This window comes from Actinomadura citrea, assembly GCF_013409045.1.
In the GTDB taxonomy this organism is placed as follows: Bacteria; Actinomycetota; Actinomycetes; order Streptosporangiales; family Streptosporangiaceae; genus Spirillospora; species Spirillospora citrea.
Genome location: NZ_JACCBT010000001.1, coordinates 3,330,991 through 3,349,969, shown reverse-complemented (window position 1 = coordinate 3,349,969; position 18,979 = coordinate 3,330,991). Strand labels below are relative to the sequence as shown.

Annotated in this window: 20 protein-coding genes; 4 read left to right on the top strand and 16 right to left on the bottom strand. The window is 72.9% G+C overall.

The annotated features are described in order from the left end of the window. Positions 1 to 45 precede the first annotated feature (45 nt). Together BJ999_RS15765 and BJ999_RS15760 are read left to right on the top strand one after the other, a co-directional pair. A complete protein-coding gene (locus tag BJ999_RS15765) occupies positions 46 to 795 on the top strand; it encodes an HAD family hydrolase (RefSeq protein WP_179834002.1) in 750 nt (249 codons plus the stop codon). Continuing rightward, entirely contained in the window at positions 792 to 3,185 is a 2,394-nt protein-coding gene (locus BJ999_RS15760; protein WP_179834001.1) for a glycoside hydrolase family 65 protein, read from the top strand. The genes BJ999_RS15765 and BJ999_RS15760 overlap by 4 nt, the downstream gene beginning before the upstream one ends. On the opposite strand, the gene soxR is transcribed toward BJ999_RS15760, so the two are convergent. From soxR to BJ999_RS15725, 7 genes are all read right to left on the bottom strand, one after another. Continuing rightward, positions 3,182 to 3,736: a redox-sensitive transcriptional activator SoxR gene (gene soxR, locus BJ999_RS15755; protein WP_179834000.1), complete on the bottom strand. Its 555-nt coding sequence runs from the start codon at positions 3,734 to 3,736 to the stop codon at positions 3,182 to 3,184. The two genes, BJ999_RS15760 and soxR, sit on opposite strands and share 4 nt — an antisense overlap. A 65-nt stretch (positions 3,737 to 3,801) precedes the next feature. Beyond that, positions 3,802 to 4,377 (bottom strand): HdeD family acid-resistance protein, encoded by a 576-nt coding sequence (locus BJ999_RS15750; RefSeq protein WP_179833999.1) that lies wholly within the window; start codon positions 4,375 to 4,377, stop codon positions 3,802 to 3,804. Between the two features lie 134 nt (positions 4,378 to 4,511). Continuing rightward, entirely contained in the window at positions 4,512 to 6,329 is a 1,818-nt protein-coding gene (locus tag BJ999_RS15745) for a phosphoenolpyruvate carboxykinase (GTP) (RefSeq protein WP_229809929.1), read from the bottom strand. Positions 6,330 to 6,506: 177 nt separating this feature from the next. Then, positions 6,507 to 7,538 carry an ABC transporter ATP-binding protein gene (locus BJ999_RS15740; protein WP_218935859.1) on the bottom strand — a complete coding sequence of 344 codons (1,032 nt, stop codon included), beginning with the start codon at positions 7,536 to 7,538 and terminating at the stop codon, positions 6,507 to 6,509. A 62-nt stretch (positions 7,539 to 7,600) separates the two neighbouring features. Further along, the gene (modB, locus tag BJ999_RS15735; protein ID WP_179833996.1) at positions 7,601 to 8,431 is read right to left on the bottom strand and encodes a molybdate ABC transporter permease subunit; all 831 of its coding nucleotides are present in this window, start codon (positions 8,429 to 8,431) and stop codon (positions 7,601 to 7,603) included. Continuing rightward, the gene (gene modA, locus BJ999_RS15730) at positions 8,428 to 9,207 is read right to left on the bottom strand and encodes a molybdate ABC transporter substrate-binding protein (protein ID WP_179833995.1); all 780 of its coding nucleotides are present in this window, start codon (positions 9,205 to 9,207) and stop codon (positions 8,428 to 8,430) included. Before modA ends, modB begins: the two co-directional genes overlap by 4 nt. A gap of 9 nt (positions 9,208 to 9,216) precedes the next feature. Continuing rightward, positions 9,217 to 9,624, bottom strand: a complete 408-nt coding sequence (locus BJ999_RS15725) for a TOBE domain-containing protein (RefSeq protein ID WP_179833994.1) — start codon at positions 9,622 to 9,624, stop codon at positions 9,217 to 9,219. A 170-nt stretch (positions 9,625 to 9,794) separates the two neighbouring features. On the opposite strand from BJ999_RS15725, the gene BJ999_RS15720 reads away from it, so the two are divergent. Then, on the top strand, positions 9,795 to 10,769 hold the full coding sequence (locus BJ999_RS15720; RefSeq protein WP_179833993.1) for an alpha/beta hydrolase: 975 nt from the start codon (positions 9,795 to 9,797) through the stop codon (positions 10,767 to 10,769). Position 10,770: 1 nt separating this feature from the next. On the opposite strand, the gene BJ999_RS15715 is transcribed toward BJ999_RS15720, so the two are convergent. Further along, positions 10,771 to 11,901, bottom strand: coding sequence for a nucleoside 2-deoxyribosyltransferase domain-containing protein (locus BJ999_RS15715; protein ID WP_179833992.1), 1,131 nt, complete (start codon positions 11,899 to 11,901; stop codon positions 10,771 to 10,773). Positions 11,902 to 11,992: 91 nt separating this feature from the next. On the opposite strand from BJ999_RS15715, the gene BJ999_RS15710 reads away from it, so the two are divergent. Next, positions 11,993 to 12,607: a hypothetical protein gene (locus tag BJ999_RS15710; RefSeq protein WP_179833991.1), complete on the top strand. Its 615-nt coding sequence runs from the start codon at positions 11,993 to 11,995 to the stop codon at positions 12,605 to 12,607. On the opposite strand, the gene BJ999_RS15705 is transcribed toward BJ999_RS15710, so the two are convergent. The 8 genes from BJ999_RS15705 to BJ999_RS15670 all read right to left on the bottom strand — a co-directional run bounded on the left by BJ999_RS15705 (position 12,604) and on the right by BJ999_RS15670 (position 18,888). Then, the gene (locus BJ999_RS15705; protein ID WP_089312195.1) at positions 12,604 to 12,807 is read right to left on the bottom strand and encodes a hypothetical protein; all 204 of its coding nucleotides are present in this window, start codon (positions 12,805 to 12,807) and stop codon (positions 12,604 to 12,606) included. The two genes, BJ999_RS15710 and BJ999_RS15705, sit on opposite strands and share 4 nt — an antisense overlap. Positions 12,808 to 12,981: 174 nt before the next feature. Then, positions 12,982 to 14,367, bottom strand: a complete 1,386-nt coding sequence (gene der, locus BJ999_RS15700; RefSeq protein WP_179833990.1) for a ribosome biogenesis GTPase Der — start codon at positions 14,365 to 14,367, stop codon at positions 12,982 to 12,984. A 37-nt stretch (positions 14,368 to 14,404) separates the two neighbouring features. After that, entirely contained in the window at positions 14,405 to 15,067 is a 663-nt protein-coding gene (gene cmk, locus BJ999_RS15695) for a (d)CMP kinase (RefSeq protein WP_229809928.1), read from the bottom strand. Between the two features lie 120 nt (positions 15,068 to 15,187). Next, positions 15,188 to 16,279 carry a prephenate dehydrogenase gene (locus BJ999_RS15690; RefSeq protein ID WP_229809927.1) on the bottom strand — a complete coding sequence of 364 codons (1,092 nt, stop codon included), beginning with the start codon at positions 16,277 to 16,279 and terminating at the stop codon, positions 15,188 to 15,190. A gap of 10 nt (positions 16,280 to 16,289) precedes the next feature. After that, positions 16,290 to 16,652, bottom strand: a complete 363-nt coding sequence (gene aroH, locus BJ999_RS15685; RefSeq protein ID WP_179833989.1) for a chorismate mutase — start codon at positions 16,650 to 16,652, stop codon at positions 16,290 to 16,292. 37 nt (positions 16,653 to 16,689) lie between these two features. After that, positions 16,690 to 17,421 (bottom strand): pseudouridine synthase, encoded by a 732-nt coding sequence (locus BJ999_RS15680; RefSeq protein ID WP_179833988.1) that lies wholly within the window; start codon positions 17,419 to 17,421, stop codon positions 16,690 to 16,692. Continuing rightward, positions 17,418 to 17,993 (bottom strand): SMC-Scp complex subunit ScpB, encoded by a 576-nt coding sequence (gene scpB / locus BJ999_RS15675; RefSeq protein WP_179833987.1) that lies wholly within the window; start codon positions 17,991 to 17,993, stop codon positions 17,418 to 17,420. Before scpB ends, BJ999_RS15680 begins: the two co-directional genes overlap by 4 nt. Continuing rightward, a complete protein-coding gene (locus BJ999_RS15670) occupies positions 17,986 to 18,888 on the bottom strand; it encodes a segregation and condensation protein A (RefSeq protein WP_229809948.1) in 903 nt (300 codons plus the stop codon). The genes scpB and BJ999_RS15670 overlap by 8 nt, the downstream gene beginning before the upstream one ends. Positions 18,889 to 18,979 lie beyond the last annotated feature (91 nt).

The following is an 18,979-nucleotide window of genomic DNA, read 5'->3' as shown; positions in this document are numbered from 1 at the left end:
CGCGTTGAGGACCACTTTCGATGGTGCCATCTACCAGGGGGTGCGATGCTGGGACTGCCGGACGAGGCGGCCGCGTGTCTCTTCGATCTCGACGGGGTGCTGACCCGGACCGCGGCCGTGCACGCGGCGGCGTGGAAGGAGATGTTCGACGGCTACCTGCGCGAGCGGGCGGAGCGGACCGGTGAGACGTTCACCGAGTTCGACCCCGTGCGCGACTACGGACGGTACGTCGACGGCAAGAGACGCGAGGACGGGACGCGCTCGTTCCTGGAGTCGCGCGGTATCTCCCTGCCCGAGGGCGATCCGGACGACCCGCCCGAGAACGAGACCATCAGGGGTCTCGGGAACCGCAAGAACACGCTCGTCCTGAAGCTCATCGAGGAGAAGGGCGTCGAGACGTTCGACGGGTCGATCGACTACGTCCGCAAGGCGCGCGAGGCCGGGCTGAAGACGGCCGTGGTCTCCTCCAGCGCCAACACCGTCCAGGTCCTGCGGACGGCCGGCATCACCGACCTGTTCGACGCGCGCGTGGACGGCGTCGTCGCGGCGGAGCGGAACCTGCCCGGCAAGCCCGCCCCCGACACGTTCCTCGCCGGGGCCGCGGAGCTGGGCGTCACGGCGGACGAGGCGGTGGTCTTCGAGGACGCGCTCGCCGGCGTCCAGGCGGGGCGTGCCGGAGAGTTCGCCTACGTCGTCGGCGTCAACCGGGTCGGCGACGAGCACGCCAAGGCGCTCGCCGAGCACGGCGCCGACATCGTGGTCGACGACCTGTCCGAGCTGCTGGAGGCACCGTGAGCGAGCGCGAAGGCCAGAGCGACCGGCCCGTGTTCTCGGTCGAGCCGTGGTGCGTGCGGGAGCCGGAGCTGCGGCTGGACCGGCTGGCCCAGACCGAGTCGGTGTTCTCCCTCTCCAACGGGCACGTCGGCATGCGCGGCAACCTCGACGAGGGCGAACCGCACGGGCTCCCCGGCACCTACCTGAACTCCTTCTACGAGCAGCGTCCCCTGCCGCACGCCGAGACCGCCTACGGCTACCCCGAGATGGGCCAGACGGTCATCAACGTCACCAACGGCAAGGTGATCCGGCTGCTCGTCGACGACGAGCCGCTCGATGTGCGCTACGGCCGCCTGCACCACCACGAGCGGATCCTCGACATGCGCGCCGGGACGCTCACCCGGAGCCTGGAGTGGACCTCCCCGGCCGACCGGACGATCAAGGTGACCTCGGTCCGGATGGTGTCGCTGACCCAGCGGGCCGTCGCGGCGATCTGCTACGAGGTCGAGCCGGTGGACGAGGCGGTCCGGGTGGTCGCCCAGTCGGAGCTGGTGGCCAACGAGGCGCTGCCCGGCGGCGCCAAGGACCCGCGCGCCTCGGCGATCCTGAGCAGCCCCCTCGTCGGCGAGGAGCACGTCGCCAACGGCACCAAGGTGCTGCTGCTGCACCGGACGCGGCAGAGCGGCCTGCGGATGGCCGCCGGGATGTCGCACGACATCGAGGGCCCGGAGTCGATGGCGATCGACACCGAGAGCTCCAAGGACGTGGGGCGGCTGACGGTCGCGACGCGCCTGGAGCCGGGGCAGCGGCTGCGCATCGTCAAGTACATCTCCTACGGCTGGTCGAGCCGGCGGTCGCGTCCCGCGCTGCACGACCAGGTGGTCGGGGCGTTGGCGGGCGCGCGGCAGACCGGCTGGCAGGGCCTGCTGGACGAGCAGCGCGAGTACCTGGACGACTTCTGGGAGGGCGCGGACGTCGAGGTCGACGGCGACGCCGAGATCCAGCAGGCGGTCAGGTTCGGGTTGTTCCACGTCCTGCAGGCCGGCGCCCGCGCGGAGCGCCGCATGATCCCGGCCAAGGGGCTGACGGGGCCGGGCTACGACGGGCACACGTTCTGGGACACCGAGACGTTCGTGCTGCCGGTCCTCACCTACACCTCCCCCGGCGCCGCGGCGGACGCCCTCGGCTGGCGGCACATGACGCTGCCCCTCGCCCGGGACCGTGCCAACCAGCTCGGCCTGGAGGGCGCGACGTTCCCGTGGCGGACGATCCGCGGGCATGAATGCTCGGGCTACTGGCCCGCCGGCACCGCCGCGTTCCACATCAACGCCGACATCTCCGACGCCGTCGTCCGGTACGTGGACGCCACGCAGGACGAGCAGTTCGAGCGGGAGATCGGCCTGGACATCCTGGTCCAGACGGCGCGGCTGTGGCGGAGCCTCGGCCACCACGACGTGGGCGGGGTGTTCCGCATCGACGGCGTCACCGGCCCCGACGAGTACAGCGCGGTGGTGGACAACAACGTCTACACCAACCTGATGGCGCGCCGGAACCTCCAGGAGGCGGCCGAGACGGCGATGCGCCACCCGGACGTGGCCGACCGGCTCGGTGTGAACGCCGAGGAGGCGGCGTCGTGGCGGGACGCGGCGGCGGCGATGCTCATCCCCTACGACGAGCGGCTCGGAGTCCATCCGCAGAGCGAGAGCTTCACCAACCACGCCCGCTGGGACTTCCCGGCGACCAAACCCGACCACTATCCCCTGCTGCTGAACTACCCCTACTTCGACCTCTACCGCAAGCAGGTGGTCAAGCAGGCGGACCTGGTGCTCGCCCTGCACCTGTGCGGGGACGCGTTCACCGACGAGCAGAAGGAGCGCGACTTCGCCTACTACGAGGGGCTGACCGTCCGTGACTCCTCGCTGTCGGCGCAGACGCAGGCGGTCGTCGCCGCCGAGGTCGGTCAGCTGGAGCTGGCGCACGACTACCTCGGCGAGACCGCGCTGATGGACCTGCACGACCTGAACCACAACACTCGCGACGGGCTGCACATCGCCTCGATGGCGGGCGCGTGGAGCGGGCTCGTCGCCGGGTTCGGCGGGATGCGGGCGGGGAAGGGCACGCTGCGCTTCGCGCCGCGGCTGCCCGGCGGGATCAGCCGGCTGGCGTTCCGGATGCGGTACCGGGGCAACCGGATCAAGGTCAGCGTGACCGGTGAGGCGGCCCGCTACGAGCTGCTGGACGGCCGGGGCCTCACGCTCTGGCACCACGGCGAGCGGTTCACCCTCGCCGACGAGCCCGTCGAGCTGCCGATCGAGCAGATCCCGGTGCGCCCGGCGGTGACGCAGCCGCCGGGGCGGGAGCCGGCCCCGCGGCGCATCGACCCGCACGGGCGCGACCTCCGCCGCCGCTAGGCGGAGCCGCTCTCCGGATCGCAGACGCGCGCGCAGCCGTCCGCCTCGAAGGCCCGCGTCCCGTCCGCCGGGCGGGACACGGGCCCTCCGGCGCCGGCCGGCACGAGCAGCCGGCGTGGTCCCGGTCCCTCGTCCCCGAGCCGGTCGTAGGGGTTGGCGAGCGCGCACTTGCTGATCGACAGGCAGCCGCAGCCGATGCAGTCGGTGAGGTCGTCGCGCAGCCGTTCGAGCTGCCGGATGCGCGTGTCGAGGTCGCTGCGCCACGTCTCCGACAGGCGCGCCCAGTCCGCCACCGTGGGGGTGCGCTCCTCGGGGAGGGTGGCGAGCGCGTCGCGGATGTCGCCGAGCGGGATCCCGACGCGCTGCGAGACCTTGATGAACGAGACCCGGCGGAGCGTGTCCCGGCCGAACCGCCGCTGGTTGCCTGCCGTGCGGCGGCTCCTGATCAGCCCCTTGGACTCGTAGAAGTGCAGCGCCGAGACGGCCACGCCGCTCCGCTCGGCGAGCTGCCCGACGGTCAGTTCGTGCACCCGGTGCTCCAGCCGCGTCATGCACCGGATCCTATGCGTTCCTCAACCGTGCTTGAGGTTGGGCCCGGCACGGCCCGGGGGCCGGGTCAGTAGTGGGGAGCGGGGCTCGTCCCGCCCGCACGCTCGGCGGCCTGGCCGAGCCGGCGCAGCCGGAACGCCGCGCCGACCATGGCGGCGCCGGTCAGGATGGCCAGCAGCCCGATCAGCCAGACGATGGCGATCGCGCCGGAGACGGGCCAGGCGAACAGCATGATCCCGAAGATCAGAGAGACGGCGCCGGTGAGCACGTACGCCCACTCGCCCTTCAGCTCCTTGCGCATCGCGAGCGCGACGCCGATCTCCAGCACGCCGGTGGCGACCGCCCAGGCGGCGATCAGTATCAGCAGGACGAACGCGGTGATTCCGGGCCACACCAGCGCCGCGATGCCGAGCGCGATCCCCGCGGCCCCCGACAGGGCCAGCAGGCCGCGCGGCCCTCCGGACGTGCCGCGGATCGCCTGCGCCACCGCGAACACCCCGTCCACCAGTGCGTACGCACCGAACAGGACCACCAGCGCCCAGACGGTGATGCCCGGCCACACCCAGGCGACGATGCCGAAAATGATCGCGAACGTGCCGCGCAACGCGAGCACCCACCAGTGGCGAGTCATCAGATCGAACATGCCGGCCTCCCGGGACGGGGACTCCTCCAGTGTTGTCCCGTGTTCCCCGTGGGGAAGGCAAAGGCCGGTCGCGAACTTCGCAAAGTTCGCGACCGGCCCGCGGGTCCGGCCGGTGGCCCGGCGCCGCCCGCGTGTCAGTTCTCCAGGCGGCGCACCAGGTCGTGGTACTCGTCCCACAGCGCCTTCGGCGTGTGGTCACCGAACTTCTCGAAGAACTCCGGCACGAGGGCGGCCTCCTGCTTCCACACCTCGGTGTCGACCGACAGCAGCGTCTCCAGGTCGGCGTCGTCCAGGTCGAGGCCCTCGGTGTCGAGCGCCTCCCTGGTCGGCAGGTGCCCGATCGGGGACTTGACCGCGTCGGCCTTGCCGTTGAGTCGCTCGACGATCCACTTCAGGACGCGGCTGTTCTCGCCGAAGCCGGGCCAGATGAACGCGCCGTCGGCGTTCTTGCGGAACCAGTTGACGTAGTAGATCCGCGGGAGCTTCTCCGGGTCCGTCGCCTTGCCGATCTCCAGCCAGTGGCCGAAGTAGTCGCCCATGTTGTAGCCGCAGAACGGCAGCATCGCGAACGGGTCGCGGCGCAGCTCGCCGACGGCGCCCTCGGCGGCGGCGGTCTTCTCGGACGCGACGTTGGCGCCGAGGAACACGCCCTGCTGCCAGTCGAACGACTCGGTGACGAGCGGGACGGCGGAGGCGCGGCGGCCGCCGAACAGGATCGCCGAGATCGGGACGCCCTTCGGGTCCTCCCACTCGTCGGCGATGATCGGGCACTGCCCGGCCGGGGTGGTGAAGCGGGCGTTCGGGTGGGCGGCCGGGCTCGTGGAGTCCGGCGTCCAGTCGTTGCCCTTCCAGTCGGTCAGGTGCGCGGGCGGCTCGTCGGTGAGGCCCTCCCACCACACGTCGCCGTCGTCGGTGAGGGCCACGTTCGTGAAGATGCTGTTGCCCCACAGCGTCCTGACCGCGTTGGCGTTGGTGCTCTCGCCGGTGCCGGGCGCGACGCCGAAGAAGCCGGCCTCGGGGTTGATGGCGTAGAGGCGGCCGTCGTCACCGAAGCGCATCCAGGCGATGTCGTCGCCGATCGTCTCGACCTTCCATCCGGGGATGGTCGGCTCCAGCATGGCGAGGTTGGTCTTGCCGCACGCCGAGGGGAACGCGGCCGCGACGTAGCGGGTCTCACCGGTGGGCGGCGTCAGCTTCAGCACGAGCATGTGCTCGGCCATCCAGCCCTCGTCGCGGGCCATGGTCGAGGCGATGCGCAGCGCGTAGCACTTCTTGCCGAGCAGCGCGTTGCCGCCGTACCCGGACCCGTAGGACCAGATCTCCCGGGTCTCGGGGAAGTGCGTGATGTACTTGGTGGAGTTGCACGGCCACGCGACGTCCTCCTGGCCCGGCTCCAGGGGGGCGCCGACGGAGTGGACGGCCCTGACGAACGACCCGCGCTCCTCGATGAGACGCAACGCGCCCTCGCCCATCCGCGTCATGATCCGCATGGACACGGCGACGTAGGCCGAGTCGGTGATCTCCACGCCGAGCTGGGAGATGGTGCCGCCGAGCGGGCCCATGCAGAACGGCACCACGTACATGGTGCGGCCCTTCATACAGCCCTCGAAGAGGCCGCCCAGGGTCTCCCGCATCTCGGCGGGCGCGATCCAGTTGTTGGTGGGACCGGCGTCCTCCTGCTTCTCGGAGCAGATGAACGTCCGGTCCTCGACGCGGGCGACGTCGGTGGGGTCGGAGGCGGCGTGGAAGCTGTTGGGCCGTTTGGCCGGGTCGAGCCGCGTCAGGGTGCCCTGCTCGACGAGAAGGCCGGTGAGCCGCTCCCACTCCTCCTCCGAGCCGTCACACCACTCGACCCGGTCGGGTCCGGCCAGCTCGGCGATCCCGCGTACCCACTCAATCAGTTCGGTGTGGCCGGTAGGGGCCTGGTCGAGGCCGGGGACCTGGTTGGACACGGGCGTCTCCTTCAGCTGTTCGCAGGATGTTTGCATGATGAACAAGACCCGTCGTTTTTGCCATTTGGTCTGGACCAATCCCGTCCGCTTTTGGGGCATGATGCCCGATTTTGTGAGGGATATCACTGGAGGTGCCGCCGACCGGCCGCACGCGCTCACCGGACGGCGCGGGGGCGTTCAAGCAGGGTAAACGTGGGTCTCGGTGGCCTTGACCGCCGCCCATATGGGGCTGCCCTCCGACAATTGGAGCTCCGCGACCGCCGCCTGAGTGACGTCCGCAACGGCGTCGAAAGGCGGGCCCGACAGCCGCACCCGGACGCGGTCCCCCTGCCGTTCGATCGCGCCGACACGGGTGCGCCAGAGGTTGCGCGGGCTGCCGTCGGGACGGGTCCGGTAGAGCGCCACCGAGGACGGCGCGAAGGCGAGAAACACCTCACCTTCGAGTGAGTCGACAGTGTCGAGGGTTGCGCCGCCGCCCAGCACCACCGTGCCCGCCTCGGCCCTGCCCCGGTACAGGTTCAGCCCGACCAGGCGCGCGACGTAGTCGGTGCGGGGGCGGCGCGCGACGTCGGCCGGTGTCCCCTGCTGGACGAGCCTGCCGCCCTCGACGACGACGAGGCGGTCGGCGAGCACCATGGCGTCCAGCGGGTCGTGCGTGACGAGCACGGCGGCGCCCTCGAACCCGGCGAGGTGGCGGCGCAGCGCGGCCCTGATCTCCAGCCGGGTGTGCGCGTCGAGCGCCGCGAGCGGCTCGTCCAGCAGCAGCAGGCGCGGGTCGACGGCCAGCGCGCGGGCGAGGGCCACCCGCTGCGCCTGCCCGCCCGACAGGACCCGCGGACGCGCGGACGCGTGATCGGCGAGCCCCACCCGCTCCAGCCAGCCCGCGGCGATCCGCCGGGCGGCGCGGCGCCCGGCGCCCTGGCAGCGCGGCCCGAACGCGACGTTGTCCAGCGCCGTGAGGTGCGGGAACAGCAGGTATTCCTGGAAGACCATGCCGATGCCGCGGCGGTCGGGCGCCAGCGGGCGCAGGTCCGCGCCGTCCACCCGCACGTGCCCGCCCGCCATCGGCACGAGCCCGGCCAGCGCGCGCAGCGCGGTGCTCTTGCCCGCGCCGTTCGGGCCGAGCAGCGCCACGACCTCGCCGGGCCCGGCGGTGAGCGCGAGATCGAGGTCGAACGCGGCGCGGCGGACGACGAGCCGCGCGTCCAGCCCCCGGGGGCCGGCCCCCGCCTCCGCCCGGACCGCTCGGCTCGCCTCCCCGCCTCCGCTCGTCACGCCCCGCCCACCCACCGGTCCCGGAGCGCGGCGAGGACGGCGACCGAGACGGCGAGCAGCACGAGGCTGAGCACGATCGCCGCCTGCGGGTCGGTCTCCAGCGCCAGGTAGACCGCGAGCGGCATCGTCTGCGTCCGGCCGGGGAAGTTGCCCGCGAAGGTGATCGTCGCCCCGAACTCGCCGAGCGCCCGCGCCCAGCACAGGATCGCCCCGGCCGCGACGCCCGGCGCGACCAGCGGCAGCGTGACCCGCCGGAAGATCGTCCAACGGCCGGCGCCGAGTGTGGCGGCGGCCTCCTCGTAGCGCAGGTCGGCGGCGCGCAGCGCGCCCTCCACGCTGATCACCAGGAACGGCATCGCCACGAACGCCTCGGCGAGCACGACGCCGGCGGTGGTGAACGGGAACGTGAGGCCGAAGGCGCGGTCCAGCCACCCGCCGACCAGCCCGCGGCGTCCGAGCACCAGCAGCAGCGCGACGCCCCCGACCACCGGCGGCAGCACCAGCGGCACGGTCACCAGGGCCCGGACGAGCCGGACGCCGGGGAAGCGGACCCGGGCGAGCGTCCAGGCGAGCGGGACGCCGAGCAGCAGGCACAGGCCGGTGGCGAGGGTGGCGGTGAACAGCGAGAGCCTCAGCGCCTCCAGGACCTGTGCCTGCAGAAGGCGCGTGCCGAGCGTCGACCACGGCGCCCTGACGAGCAGGCCGAGCAGCGGCAGCACCAGGAAGGCGAGCCCGAGCAGCGCGGGCACGAGCAGCGCCCAGGGCGGCCTGCCCGGCAGCCGGTCCGCCTTCCGGGCCGCCCGGGACGCTCGCCGCGGTCGCGTCACGGACCCTCGAAGCCCGCCCGGCTCAGCACCGACCTGCCCTCCTCACCGACCACCAGCTGGATGAACTCCTTGGCGAGCGCGCTGTGCGGCGCCTTGGCCACCTCGACGATCGGATAGTCGTTGATCGCCTTCGCGGCCTCCGGGAACTCGATGCCCGTGACCTTCCCGCCGGCGGCCTTCACGTCGGTGCGGTAGACGAGCCCGGCGTCGGCCTCCCCCAGCCCCACCTTCGTCAGGACGGCCTTGACGTCCTTCTCCCGCGACACCGGCTCGACCTCCACCCCGGCCGCGGCCAGAGCCGTCTCGGCCGCGGCGCCGCACGGCACCTGGACCGCGCACAGCACGACCTTCAGCCCCGGCCCGCCCAGGTCGCCCACCTTCGCGACCTTGCCCGGGTCCCCCTTCGGGACGGCGATGACCAGGCGGTTGCGGGTGAACACCCGCGGCCGCCCCGACGCGCCCCCGGCGACGGTCACCGTCTTCATGGTGGCAGGGCTCGCGGCCGCGAACACGTCCGCCGGGGCGCCCTGCGTGATCTGCTGCGCCAGCGTCGAACTGCCGCCGAACTGGAACCTGACCCTCACACCGGGATGCGCGCCCTCGAACGTCCTCCCGAGCGCGGTGAACGTCTCGGTGAGCGAGGCCGCCGCGAACACCGTCAGGGTCGTGCCGTCGCCCGGCCTCCCCGTCCCGGAGGAGCCCTCGCCGCCGGCGTCGCCGCAGCCGGCCAGGACGGTGAGCGCCAGCACCGCCGCAGCCGCAGTGCGCTTGAGCACGTTGCCTCCTCAGCCCTGGTCCGGCACTTCGACGACGACGTTCGTGGACTTGACGACGGCGTCGGCGACCACGCCCGCCTCCAGGCCGAGGTCGTCGGCCGCCTCACGGCTCATCAGCGACACGACGCGGAACGGCCCCGCCTGGATCTCGACCTGCGCCATCACTCCGTCCCGGAGGACGTCGGTGACGATCCCGCGCATCCGGTTGCGCGCCGAGGAGAAGCGTTCGGCCTGGTCGGCCGGCCCGTTGCCGCGCGCCTGGTCGCGCACGAAGGCGGCCAGCTCGGCCCCCGGCACCCGCCGGTGCCCGTGCTCGTCCCGGGACGCCGGGAGCCGGCCGCCGTCCACCCACCGGCGGACGGTGTCCGCGCTGACTCCGAGGAGCGCGGCGGCCTCACTGATCCTGAACGTCGTCACCCGAAACAGCCTAGACAACCGCATATGCGAGGAGAAGGGCCATAGCAAGCTAGATTCTGCGATATCAATCTCCGAAGTCCCTCGCAGGTGCGAGAGGCGAATCCCGCCTTCCCCGTTGCTCGCCGCGGATGTCACCATCTACTTACATCCCCCGACGGCGAGGAGGACCCGTGACGGTACAAGGCCCCGCGACCCTGGTGATCGAACGGCACGGGACGGCGAGCCTGCGCTCCCGTGCGGTCTCGGCGGGCGTCCGGCGGCTGGTCCGGCCCGGCCTCGCCCGGTTCGCGGGCCGGCCGTTCGACGACCGGGCGCTGCGCCGCGCCGCGCTCGTCGACCGGCTCGCGGCGCGGGCCGGGACGCCGCGGCGCATCCGCGTGGAGAAGGTCCGCTTCGACGGCTTCGGCGCCGAGTGGGTGTCCGCGCCCGGCGCCGCCCCGCCGCGCGACAAGGCGATCCTCTACCTGCACGGCGGCGGCTGGATCTCCTGCGGCCTCAACACGCACCGCCGGATGATCGCCTCGTTCGCCGCCGCGTCCGGCGCCACGGCGCTGTCGGTGGACTACCGGATGATCCCGGCGGTCCCGTTCGAGCGGGAGGTCGAGGACTGCGTCACCGCCTACCGGTGGCTGCTGGAGAAGCGGGGGATCGACCCCGGGCGCATCGTCATCATGGGCGACTCGGCGGGCGGGCACCTCACCTTCGCCGCGGCGCTGCGCGCCCGCGAGGAGGGTCTGCCCATGCCCGCGGCGCTCGCGGCCCTGTCCCCCATGCTCGACATGGACCTGACCGGCAAACTCGCGCACGCCAACATGGGCCTCGATCCCTCCGACCCCGGAGCGCTGCTGGAACGCCTCGTCGAGGGGTTCCTCGGCCATCTCGACCTCGCCGACCCCGCGGTCTCCCCCGTCCGCGCGGACCTCGCGGGGCTGCCGCCCGTCCTGCTCACCGCCGGGTCCACCGAGCTGCTGTACTGCGACTCCGAGCTGATGGCGCGGCGCCTCGCCGAGGCCGGGGTGCCGGTCACGCTCCAGGTGTGGGACCGGCAGCTGCACGTGTTCCAGATGTTCGGGCCGTACCTGCCCGAGTCGCGCGCGGCGATCGCCGCGCTCGGCGCGTTCGTCCGCGATGCGCTGGACGGCTGAGTCAGCGCGCCTCCAGCAGCGCCTCGGCGATCATCCCGAGGTTGGCGGCGTCCACGAGCCCCTCCCGTCTGATCCGCCCGAACGGGGCCACCACGACATAGGTGCGCTCACCGTCCGCCGCCACCCCGTGCGGGCCCGATCCCCGGATCCGCTCCAGCTCGCCGTCGGTGACCTCGGCGGAGAACAGGTGCGCGCGGTGCGCCGACAGGGTCGCGTTCACCTGCCGGGAGCGGTGCTCGCGCAGCCGGGCGGGCACCAGCACCAGCCCGGTCTCCTCGGCGACCTCCGCGAGCGCGACCTCGGGAGGGCTGCCCGGCCCGGAGCCGCCCGGCAGCTCGTGGACGGCCCCGTCCGCGCCCGCGCTCCGGAACTCCCGGACGAGCACGACCTGCGTCGCGTCGAGCGTCGCGCCGGGCCGGTACAGCACCACGGCCGAGATGTCCGGCCGCCCGATGACGATCTCGTTGTCCTTGATCCGGTCCTCCGCGGTCACGCGGACCCGGACGTGCAGGCCCCAGCACACCCCGAACCGGAACACCACCCGCGCCCCGAGCAGCACGTTGCCCGCGCCCCGCTGCCCCGCGTACCAGCGCTGGAACGCCGCGTCCCGCCACAGCAGCAGCGGGACCTCGCGCTCCCCGCCGGCCCGGGGCGCGCCGGCGCCGATCCGGCGCAGCGCCGCCGCGACCGTCTCGGGCAGGCCGGGAGCCGTCGGCACCGCGGACTTCTCCGCGTAGTGCAGCAGGTAACCGTTCCTCGGCGCCTCCGGCGGCGCGCCGAACACCACCCGGCCGCTGTCGTGCCACATCCCCCATTCCACGTTCGTGGTGAAGGCGGGCATGGTCGCGAGGTCGCGCGGGACCCAGAAGACGACCTCGTCGGCCAGATGCAGGCAGCGCTCCTCCCAGTCGATCTGGCCGTCGTAGTCGTCGTAGCGGCCCTCCCGGTGCTCGGGGTCGAACACCACGAGCCGGCCCCCGCCGCGCCAGCGGGCCCGCAGCTCGGCGTGGGCGGCCGGCCGCCACGAGGCGACCCCGGGCACCCGGGGCGTGGGACCGGCGAGGAAGACGGCGGCGTCCCAGCGGTCCGGTGGCCTCTCCCGCGCGTGGACGAGGGTGACGCCGTCGTCCATACGGTGCCTCCTTTCCGGTCGTGTGGACCGTCTACTAACGGGTAAACGCTGCTGATAACAGAATCACACTCCCGGTCAGGAGGAATCGATCATGGCTGGGACCATGCGAGTCCCGCGCACCCGAGGCGCCCTCAGCGGAATCCTGCTGATCCTGCTGGGGCTGTGGGGCGCACTGCTCCCCCTCGTCGGCCCCTACTTCCACTACGGATTCGCGCCGGACGACACCTGGGTCTACAACACCGACCGCCTGCAGCTCAGCATCGCCCCCGGAGCCGCCGCCGCGCTGGGCGGGCTGATCCTGCTGTTCAGCGCCAACCGCGTGGTCGGGATGTTCGGCGGCTGGCTGGCCGCGCTCGCCGGCGCCTGGTTCGCCGTAGGGCCGATCCTCGCCACGCTGTGGAACGTCCCGGGTGTCGGCGCGCCGCTCGGCACCGGCGAGGGGCGGCATATCGCCGAGCAGCTCGCCGGCTTCACCGGCCTCGGCGTCGTGATCGTGTTCCTGGCCGCGCTCGCGCTCGGCAGGTTCGCGGTGGTCGGCGTCCGCGAGCGGCGTCCGGACGAGCCCGAGCCCGAGCCCGAGCCGCCCGGGTCGAACACCACGCAACCGCTCGTCTACGGGCGCTACGCGCGGGAGAACCAGCCCGGGCAGGGCCCGCCGCCGACCGGCGACCAGCACGTCGCGGGCGACACGCGCTGGGAACGCTAGCGGCCCCGGCGGCGCATGTTGCGGACCGACTTGGTGGTCTCGTAGCTGCCGCGCTCGTCGTCGAGCCGCACATCGTCGCGGTCGGTGAACATGGCGACGAAGGCGACCAGCAGTCCGACGCCGCCGATCCAGGGCTCCCGCCATGCGAAGCTGAGCGCCACGCAGGCGACGGCGACGGCGATGAGCAGCAAGAGCTTCACGTCACACCCCTCGACCGCGTCCCGGCGCCGGGGGACCCGGTCGCCCGGACGTGCGAACGCGTCCGTCGCGGGATCAGCGAGTAATGGAAGACTTACTCATCCCGCAGATGCATCCTGCCACGGACGCGGCCCGCCGGGGAAGATCCCCGGCGGGCCGCGCGCGTGATATTTCGGCTACTTCTTGCTCTTGCCGCGCTTTTCGCGGATCTTCATCGTGATGTCGAGGGGCGTCCCGTCGAACCCGAACTCCTCCCGCAGCCGCCGCTCGATGAACCGCCGGTAGCCCTCCTCCAGGAAGCCCGACGTGAACAGCACGAACCGGGGCGGCCGCACCCCCGCCTGGGTCGCGAACAGCACGCGCGGCTGCTTGCCGCCCCGCACCGGGTGCGGATGCGAGTTCACCAGGTCGGCGAAGAACTGGTTCAGCTTGGACGTCGGGACGCGGGTGCCCCAGCCCTCCAGGGCCGTCTCGATGGCCGGCACCAGCTTCTCCATGTGCCGGCCGGTCCGGGCGGAGATGTTCGCCCGCGGCGCCCACCGCGCGGTGTGCAGCTGCCGGTCGATCTCGCGTTCGAGGTAGTGGCGGCGCTCCTCGTCCAGCAGGTCCCACTTGTTGTAGGCGATGACCAGCGACCGGCCGGACTCGACCACCATGGAGATGATCCGCAGGTCCTGCTCGGCGAGCGGCTGGTCGGCGTCCACCAGCACGACCGCGACCTCGGCGCGCTCCAGCGCCGACCGCGTGCGCAGCGTCGCGTAGAAGTCGGCGCCCTGGTTCTCGCGGTGGCGGCGCCGGATCCCGGCGGTGTCGATGAACCGCCACGTCTTTCCGCCGAGTTCGATCAGCTCGTCGACCGGGTCGCGGGTCGTGCCCGCCACCGAGTCCACGACGGCGCGGTTCTCCCCCGCCAGCTTGTTCAGCAGGCTCGACTTGCCGACGTTCGGGCGGCCCAGCAGCGCGACCCGGCGCGGCCCGCCGATCTCGCCGAACGTCTCCGCCGGGGGCTCCTCGGGCAGCGCGTCCAGCACCGCGTCGAGCAGGTCGCCGCTGCCGCGGCCGTGCAGGGCGCTGACCGGGTGCGGCTCACCGATGCCGAGCGACCACAGCAGCGCCGCGTCGGACTCGGCGCCCACGTCGTCGACCTTGTTGGCGACCAGCACCACCGGCTTGCCGGACCGGCGCAGGATCTCCACCACGGCCTCGTCCACGTCCGTGGCGCCCACGGTCGCGTCCACCACGAACATCACCACGTCGGCCAGGTCGACCGCCAGCCGCGCCTGCTCGGCGATCGCCGCGGCCAGGCCGGAGGAGTCCGGCAGCCAGCCGCCGGTGTCGACGACGGTGAACCGGCGTCCGCTCCACGCCGCGTCGTAGGCGACCCGGTCGCGGGTCACGCCCGGGACGTCCTCCACGACGGCCTCGCGGCGGCCGAGGATCCGGTTGACCAGGGTGGACTTGCCGACGTTCGGCCGCCCGACCACGGCCACGACCGGCGCCGGGCCCGCGTCCTGGTCGACGTCCTCGACGGCGTCCACCGTTTCGATCTCGAAATCGCTCACTGTCACATTCCCCGGCGGGGACCGTCAGGCCGCCCGCTCACTCATGCTCTTTGGCGAGGCGGACGACCGCCTCGATGACCTCGTCCAGATTCAGCCCGGTCGAGTCGATCTCGTGCGCGCCCGCCGCCTTGGCCAGCGGCGACGCCTTGCGCGTCGAGTCCAGCCGGTCCCGCCGCTCCTGCTCGGCCCGCGTGACCGTCACCGACGCGCCCGGGTCGGCGGCCAGGTCCTTCGCGCGGCGCGCGGCGCGGACCTCGGCGCTCGCCGTCAGGAACACCTTGACCGGCGCCTCCGGAGCGACGACGGTCCCGATGTCGCGCCCCTCCACCACGATCCCGCCGGCCCCGATGATCTCGCGCTGGAGTTCCACCAGCCGGGCGCGCACCGCCGGGACGGAGCTGACGGCGCTGACCGCGTTCGTCACCGCGCGGGTGCGGATCGGGGCGGACACGTCCGTCCCGTCCACCATGATCGTCGGCGCCGCCGGGTCGGTGCCGGACTCGATCACCGGGTCCTGCGCGCGGGCCGCGACGGCGGCGCCGTCCTCGACCGGCACGCCGTTCTCCAGCATCCACCACGTCATGGCGCGGTACATGGCGCCCGTGTCCAGGTAGCGCAGCCCGAGCGTCCGGGCGACGCCCTTGGACGCGCTGGACTTCCCCGACCCGGACGGACCGTCCATGGCGATGACGAGCGGCACGATCGCTCCCTCTCTGTTCGTCGTGAAGCGGGCGGCGCTCGTCGCCGCGCCGGTGCGCAGGAGTCCCCCGGAACAAGTCTTCGGCGCCCCAGATTACCGGCCCCCCGGCACCACTGCGGCCTAGCCGGGCACCGACCAGCCGCGGGCGCGCAGCTCCTGCGCCAGCCGCTCGGCCGCCTCCGGGACGACCGACAGCTCCAGCACGCCGAGCGGGCGGCCCGGGGAGTGCTCGATGGTCACGTCCTCGATGTTGACCCGCGCGATCCCCGCCGCCTGGAAGATCATCGCCAGCTCGCCCGGCCGGTCGGGGATGACCACCTGGACCGTCGCGTAGGCGGGCTGGTCGCCGCCGTGCTTGCCGGGGATGCGGGACCGGCCCGCGTTCCCGCGCAGCAGCAGGTCGGCGACGTGCGTGGCGGCCTCCTCGCTGCCGTCGCGCAGCAGCGACGCCGCCACGGCGAGATCGGTGGCGACGGCCTCCAGCACGTCGGCGACGGGCGCGGAGTTGGCCGACAGGATCCCGATCCACAGCCGGGGATCGCTCGCCGCGATCCGGGTGACGTCCCGCACGCCCTGCCCGGACAGGCCGAGCGCCACGTCGTCGGCGCCGGTCAGGCGGGCGGCGACCGCGGCCGACACCACGTGCGGGGCGTGGGACACCAGCGCGACGGCCCGGTCGTGCTCGGCGGCGCCCACCCGCACCGGCATCGCGCCGCACGCCTTCACCAGCCCGGTGACGACCTCGACCGTCTCCGGCGTCGCCTCCGGGGTCGCGCACAGCGCCCACGGGCGGCCGAGGAACAGGTCGGGCCGCGCCGCGCTCGGCCCGGACCGCTCGCTCCCGGCGAGGGGATGGCCCGCCACGAACGTCGTCAGGTCGCAGCCCAGCTCGGCCGCCTGCGCCAGCGGCAGCGCCTTCACGCTGGCCACGTCGGTGTAGGCGGTCGCCAGGCCGCGCTTCTGCGCGTCCAGCAGCGTCACCGCCACCGCCGCCGGCGGCACCGCGAGGACCGCCAGGTCGGCGGGCTCCCGCCGCGCCCCGTCCGGCAGCGCCTCGCCCGCGCCCAGCTCCACGGCCAGGGCCAGTGCCGCCGAGTCCCGGTCGGTCAGCAGCACCTCGGCGCCGCGCTCCCGCATCGCCAGGGCGATCGACGTCCCGATCAGGCCCGTCCCGACCACGACGATCCGCCGCGCCACCACGTCCTCGCTCACGTCCGAAACCCTACTGTGCGATGTCCAGCCGGAGCGCCGTCGCGCCGCGCAGGTACACGTGCTGGACGTCGGAGCGAGGACGGTCCGTCGCGATGTGCGCCATCAGCCGGATGACCCGCGGCAGTGCGCCGGGGACGCCGATCTCGGTGGCGCACAGCAGCGGCACCTCGTGGAACCCGAGCTTGCGAGCGGCGAGCGCCGGGAACTCGGCCGTCAGGTCGGGCGTCACCGTGAAGATGACGCTGATGACGTCGCCGGTGGTCAGCTCGTTGCGGGCCATCACCTCGGAGACGAGCTCGGTCGTCGCCTCCAGGATCTGGTCCCGGTCGTCGGCGTCGATCTGCGTCGCGCCACGGACCGCGCGTACCGCCACAGTCGTACCTTCCCTTCGCGTCCGGTGTCCCGTGCCTCTACAGCCCGACGGCCTTGTACAGCTCGCCGACCTCGTTGACGGTGAGCGCGCGCATGCCGCCCGGCTTCAGCTGGCCCAGCTTGATCGGCCCGAACTCGACGCGGGCGAGCTGCTGGACGGGGAAGCCGACCTCCTTCAGCAGCCGCCGGACGATGTGCTTGCGCCCCTCGTGCAGGGTGATCTCGACCAGCACGCGCCTGCCGACCTGGTCGAAGATGCGGAACTTGTCGGCCTTCGCGGGACCGTCGTCCAGGGTGACCCCGGCCCTGAGCCGCTTGCCGAGGTCGCGCGGGATCGGGCCGTGGATCTCCGCCAGATAGGTCTTGAACACCCCGTAGGAGGGGTGGGTCAGCCGGTGCGACAGCTCGCCGTCGTTGGTGAGCAGGATCAGGCCCTCGGTGTCGGTGTCCAGCCGCCCGACGTGGAACAGCCGCTCGGGCACCTCCACGTAGTCGGCCAGGGACTTGCGGCCCCGCTCGTCCGCCATCGTCGACACCACGCCGCGCGGCTTGTTGATGGCGTAGTAGCGCATCTCGGACCGGGTCTCGACCCGCTTGCCGTCCACGTGGATGACGGCGCTCCGCGGGTCGACGCGCTCACCGAACCGGAACACCTTGTGCCCGTTGACGGTGACGCGGCCCTCGCCGATCAGCTCCTCGCAGTGGCGGCGGCTGCCGATCCCGGCCTCGGCCAGCACCTTCTGCAGGCGTACGCCCTCGTTCTCGCTCACGCGTCCTCAACTATGTCGTCTGGAAGGTCATCGGGAAGGTAGGGGGCGAGCTCGGGCAGCTCGTCGAGGTCGCGCAGCCCCAGCCGCTCCAGGAAGTACCCGGTGGTCCGGTAGAGGTGGGCCTGCGACTCCGGGTCCTGCCCGGCGTCCTCGACCAGGCCCCGCAGCGTCAGCGTCCGCATGACGCCGTCGCTGTTGACGCCGCGGATCGCCGACACACGGGCCCGGCTCACCGGCTGCCGGTAGGCGACGACGGCGAGCGTCTCCAGCGCGGCCTGGGTCAGCCGCGCCTGCTGCCCGTCGGTGACGAACCGCTCCACCACCGGGGCGCAGACGTCCCGAGTGTAGAACCGCCAGCCGCCGGCGACCTCCCTGAGATCGAACCCCCGGCCCTGCTCGGTGTATTCCGCGGCCAGCTCCCGCAGCGTCCCGGCGACCTCGCCGCGGGGCCTGTCCAGCAGCTGCGCGAGCGTCATCTCGGTGACCGGCTCGTCCACCACGAGCAGGATCGCCTCGATCGAGGCGCGCAGCCCCGGGAGCTCCGGCGCGTCCGCGCCGGGTTCCTCACTCATCGTCTCCCTCGTCCTTCCGGCTCTTCTCGTCGGGTCCGGCGGCGTCCCCGGCGGCGCCCTCGGCCGGGTCCTTCTTCGGGGCGCCCTCGTAGTCGTCGCCGACCTCCACGTCGCCGTCGTCGGCGCCGGTCCAGGTGATGTGGAGCTCGCCGAGGGGCTCGTGCTGCTCGAACGTGACGGCCTGCTCCCGGTACAGCTCCAGCAGCGCCAGGAACCGGGCGACCACCTCGTAGGTGCCCTCCGCGTCGGCCGCCAGGACGCGGAAGGTGGTCCGGCGGAGCCGGCGGAGCCGCTCCACGACGATCGCGGCCTGCTCCTTGACGCTGGCCTTCGGCTGGTACATGTGCTCGACCGAGACCGACGGCGGCGCCTTCGGCGTGAGCGCCTTGGCGGCGAGCCGGGCGAACTCCTGCGGGCCGAGGCCGAGCAGCACCTCCGGCAGCAGGTTGGCGAACTTCGGCTCCATCGGGACCACGCGCGGGAACCTGCGGCTCGCGTCGGCGACGCGAGCGGCGATCACCCGCGCGACCTCCTTGTACGCCCGGTACTGCAGCAGCCGCGCGAACAGCAGGTCGCGGGCCTCCAGCAGCGCCAGGTCCTCCTCGTCGTCGACCTCGCCGGACGGCAGCAGCCGGGCGGCCTTGAGGTCCAGCAGGGTCGCGGCGACCAGCAGGAAGTGGCTGGCCTGGTCGAGGTCCCACTCCGCGCCGTGCGAGCGGATGTGGGCGATGAAGTCGTCGGTGACCTTGTGCAGCGACACCTCGGTGATGTCGAGCTTGTGCTTGGAGATCAGCCCGAGCAGCAGGTCGAAGGGGCCCTCGAAGTTGTCCAGGCGGACGCGGAACCCCTGCTCCTCCTCGGTCTCCCGCCCCGGCTCGGGCGACGTCGCGTCCACGTCGCTCACGGTAGCGGAGAGCTCCTCGTGCGCTGTGCTCACCGGCCCCATCGTCCCATGCCCCGGTACGCGCTCGCACCAGCCGCGATCA